We start from the raw sequence: 4,797 nt of genomic DNA on the forward strand, positions 1-4,797 counted from the left end.
AAAAAGAATTAGTTGAATATTTGTCTTGGTACAACGAAAAAAGAATTAAGGTTAAATTAAAAGGACTGACCCCTTTACAATTCAGGAATCAGTCCTTAAAATCAGCCTAGTTAAAGTGTCCAATAATTGGGGTGCACTTCAATATACGGAAGTCTTTTTTTTTCAGAAAGAAATACTACCAGCGGTAGTGAGCAAAAGCTTTGTTTGCCTCTGCCATTTTATGTGTATCTTCCTTCTTTTTATAAGCAGAACCTGTGCTGTTGAATGCATCGAGCAATTCTGAAGCAAGTGTATCTGCCATTCCGTGACCGCTTCGTGAGCGTGCAGCAGCGATAACCCAGCGCATTGCAAGAGCTTCTTTGCGTGCATCACGGATTTCACAAGGAACCTGATATGTAGCACCACCAACGCGGCGAGATTTAACTTCTACGGCCGGTTTTACATTATCAAGAGCCTTAAGGAATACTTCGAGCGGATCTTTATCAGTTTTAGCTTTGAGCTGATCCATTGCCTTATATACGATTTTAGTGCAAGTGTCTTTTTTTCCGTCCAGCATCATGCGTGAAACGAATTTTGTAATAACCGGGCTATTGTATTTTGTATCAGGCACAATAGGACGATTTACAGAATGTTTATGTCTTCCCATAGTAATTCTCCTTTATAGATTATGCCTTCGGCTTTTTAGCACCGTATTTAGAACGTGCACGTTTTCGTCCGTCAACACCGAGAGTATCTTTTGTACCACGGATAATATGATAACGAACACCAGGAAGGTCCTTTACACGACCACCACGGATAAGAACAACTGAGTGTTCCTGCAAGTTATGTCCAATACCTGGAATGTATGCAGTAACTTCAATTCCATTTGACAAGCGAACACGAGCTACCTTTCGGAGAGCTGAGTTCGGTTTTTTCGGAGTAACAGTCATAACACGTGTGCAAACACCGCGTTTCTGTGGGCAAGACTCAAGAGCAGGAGCTTTTGTTGAGTTTGCAAGAGACTGTCGTCCTTTACGAACAAGTTGATTAATTGTAGGCATTGCCTTCTCCTATTAGTTTGCCGGCCAGCACTCCGGACAAAATTCACGCATTAAAACCCAAAATGCGATAGGTCTAAATAGTTTATAAAATTCAGAAAATGAATTCAAGGGAATTCAGCATATAATACAATAAATTTATCAAAATTTTCAAAAAAAAACCGCACAGTTAGAAAACTATGCGGTATTTTTTCTCATAAATTACAAATCCCTTCCGTTGTCAGGCATCTGCAAAATACTTGTGTATCCGTTCTCTGCCGGAGGTTCAACTACAGCGTGAGCAAGTTCCATCTCACGTTCCTGTTCTTCCTTTCGGCGCTGAACAATTTCTTCCATTTGAATGTCCAGATCACGGTCTGAATCATCAAAAAGCTTGATATCACGATAATCACGGATACCTGTTCCTGCCGGAATCATGTGACCGATAATTACATTTTCTTTCAAGCCGTGCAAAGTATCTTTTGCTCCAGAAATAGCTGCGTTTGTAAGAACGCGGGTTGTTTCCTGGAAAGAAGAAGCTGAAATGAACGAATCTGTTGCCAGAGCAGCCTTTGTGATACCCTGGAACATAGGACGTGCAACAGCCGGCTGTCCGCCTTCTGCAACAACGCGTTTGTTTTCTTCGTGGAAGTGATATTTATCAACCTGCTGACCGAAGATAAAGCGTGTATCCCCTACTGAAACAACTTCAACTTTGCGGAGCATCTGACGAACAATTACACCAATGTGTTTGTCATCAATTGCTACACCCTGTGCAGAGTAAACCGACTGGATTTCTGACATAAGGTAATCCATAAGTGCGTTTTCACCAAGGATTGCAAGAATGTCATGTGCACTTGGTGCGCCGTCACAAAGCTGCTCACCTGCTTCTACAGTGTCGCCGTCACGAACAAGCATTCGTCGTGTCATTGGAACGAGATGTTCGTAAGTTTTACCATATACATCTTCTACGATGACAATACGTTTACCCTTTGTAACGCCATTGAATTTAACAACACCGCCAATCTGTGCAAGAACACAAGGAATCTTCGGTTTGCGTGCTTCGAACAATTCAGAAACTCGCGGCAAACCACCAGTAATATCGTTTGTTTTAGCAGCTGCAACCGGAAGACGTGCAAGTGTGTCACCAGCTTTAACCTGCTGTTTGTCATCAACATCGAGGACAGCATCTGCAGGAAGGAAGTAAGAACCAAGTTCGTTACCAGCTTCATCTGTGATAAGAATTCTAGGCTGTTTAACATCAAGATGAAGGTCAGAAATATGACGTTCGATGTTACCGTTGTCAAGAATCTTTTCTACCAATGTTGAACCAAGGATGATATCTTCGTAGTGAACATATCCTGAAACTTCGGCAATAATTGGTTCTTTTGAAGGATCGAATGTACCCAGAACTTTACCGGCTTCAATAATGTCGCCTTCTTTAACGATTACTGTTGAACCATTCGAGATTTCAACTTTCTGTTCGTTACCGCAAAGATAAAGTGTATCGCCAAGAATAACGATTCGGCCGTTTTCTTTTGCAAGAACCGGTTTTTTGCCTGTTGTGAGCGGATTACCTTTAAGGATTCGTTTTCCGTCTTCAACATTTTCAGCAAGCTCGTTCCCTGAAACTTTAAGAGAATCGATAATTCGGGTTACCATCATAGAGCCCTTACGTGTAAAGAGCATGTTGCCATCGTCTGTAGGAACATTTGTACCTGCAATTTTGCCGACGATAACCGGGTATTTAAGAACAATGCGGTTATCTTCAGTTGCCTTAGAAGCAGTACCACCGACGTGGAATGTACGCATGGTAAGCTGTGTACCAGGCTGACCGATTGACTGGGCAGCGATAACACCAACTGCTTCACCGATTTCAACAAGCTTGTTGCGTGCAAGGTTTTTGCCGTAACATTTTACACAAACACCATGTTCTGCTTCACAGGTAAGAACTGTGCGGAGTTTTACTTTTTCTACGCCAGATTCTTCGATTTTCTTTGCAAGTTCATCTGTAATGTAATCGTTAACATCGCAGAGAAGTTCTCCAGTTACAGGGTGAATTACGCGTTCAATTGTGAAGTGACCAGCAATTCGTGCTGAAAGCGGAGTTATGATTTCATCACCATTTTTGATTGCTGTGTAGTCGATACCGTTGATTGTACCACAGTCATCTTCATTAACTACAACATCCTGAGCAACATCAACAAGACGACGTGTCATGTAACCAGCGTCTGCAGTCTTCAAAGCAGTATCGGTAAGACCCTTACGTGCACCGTTTGAAGAAATGAAGTATTCGATAACCGAAAGACCTTCTTTGAAGTTTGAACGTACAGGAAGTTCGATGATATCGCCGTTTGGTTTAGCCATCAAACCACGCATAGCTGCAAGCTGAGAAATCTGTTTTTTAGAACCTCGCGCACCTGAGTCAGCCATCATGTAGATTGTGTTAAAGCCGTCTTTATCAGCCTTGAACTGATCCATCATTATGTCTGTAAGTTTTTCGTTTGTACGCTGCCAGACGTCAGTTACTTTGTTGTAACGTTCGTCTGCTGTGATGACACCCTTAGAATACTGAGAAACAATTTCTTCGACGATTTTGTTTGATTCGTCAACCATTGCTTTCTTTTCTTCTGGAATGATGATATCGTCCATAGAAAGAGTTGCACCAAAGAATGTAGCATTTTTGTAACCGACATCTTTGATTGCATCGAGCATTTTAATTGTAATCCACGGACCTTTTACCTGATATACGGTTGCAATCATCTTTTTGAGATCTTTGTCTCCCATACCAGTAGTAACTTTCTTAGATAAGTCAGCTTCAGTAACATGTGGATTAACATAACCTACTTCTTCCGGCATTGCTGCGTTAAAGCGGATTCGTCCTGCAGATGTTTTAATTACATCGCCGGCTTTAAATTCACCGTCTTTAAATGAAGACTTTGGAGCCGGAACAGAAATAAGTGCCTGCCATTCAATAAAGCCATTTTCTGCAGCCATTGTAGCTTCGTCTGCGCTAGAGAATCGTTTGCCGGTTCCTTTTGCATTCGGCTTAATTGAAGTCATATAGTAAATACCCAAAACCATGTCCTGTGACGGAAGAACGATTGGGTTTCCGTTTGCAGGGTCAAGAAGGTTTCGTGCAGAAAGCATGAGTGTCCAGCATTCCATCTGAGCAGCCTGTGTAAGAGGAACATGGATAGCCATCTGGTCACCATCGAAGTCAGCGTTGAAAGCCTTACAAGCGAGAGGGTGAAGTTTGAGAGCCTTTCCTTCTACAAGAACAGGTTCAAATGCCTGAATACCAAGACGGTGCAAAGTAGGAGCACGGTTAAGCATAACCGGATGCTCGCGTACAACTTCGTCGAGGATTGCGTAAACTTCCGGAGCTTCCTGCTCAACAAGAAGTTTTGCCTTTTTAATATTGAAAACAACGTCTTTGTCGACAAGCTTTTTCATGATGAAAGGCTTGAAGAGTTCGAGAGCCATTTTTGTTGGAAGACCACACTGCCAGAGTTTGAGCTCAGGACCTACAACGATTACCGAACGGCCAGAGTAGTCAACACGTTTACCAAGAAGGTTCTGGCGGAAACGTCCCTGCTTACCTTTGAGCATGTCAGAGATAGATTTAAGAGGTCTGTTTGAAGCACCCTTTACAACACGCTTGCGCTTTGAATTGTCGAAGAGAGCATCAACTGCTTCCTGAAGCATTCGTTTTTCGTTACGGATGATGATGTCAGGAGCTGAAAGCTGCATAAGTCTCTTAAGACGGTTATTGCGGTTA

The 4,797-nt window shown here is 42.4% G+C and carries 4 protein-coding genes; 1 reads left to right on the plus strand and 3 read right to left on the minus strand.

The features are described 5' to 3' along the window. Positions 1–110: IS3 family transposase (locus tag ACKI5B_RS02790; protein WP_407425619.1), on the plus strand; the 110-nt coding region annotated here is incomplete at its 5' end. Between the two features lie 65 nt (positions 111–175). Here the strand turns inward: ACKI5B_RS02790 and rpsG are convergent. The 3 genes from rpsG to rpoC form a co-directional block, all read right to left on the minus strand. Then, positions 176–646: a 30S ribosomal protein S7 gene (rpsG, locus tag ACKI5B_RS02795; protein ID WP_407425614.1), complete on the minus strand. Its 471-nt coding sequence runs from the start codon at positions 644–646 to the stop codon at positions 176–178. 19 nt (positions 647–665) lie between these two features. Beyond that, entirely contained in the window at positions 666–1,040 is a 375-nt protein-coding gene (rpsL, locus tag ACKI5B_RS02800; RefSeq protein WP_296320791.1) for a 30S ribosomal protein S12, read from the minus strand. Between the two features lie 198 nt (positions 1,041–1,238). Beyond that, positions 1,239–4,797: DNA-directed RNA polymerase subunit beta' (rpoC, locus tag ACKI5B_RS02805; protein ID WP_407425617.1), on the minus strand; the 3,559-nt coding region annotated here is incomplete at its 5' end.

It is taken from the genome of Treponema sp. (assembly GCF_045657965.1).
GTDB lineage: Bacteria > Spirochaetota > Spirochaetia > Treponematales > Treponemataceae > Treponema_D.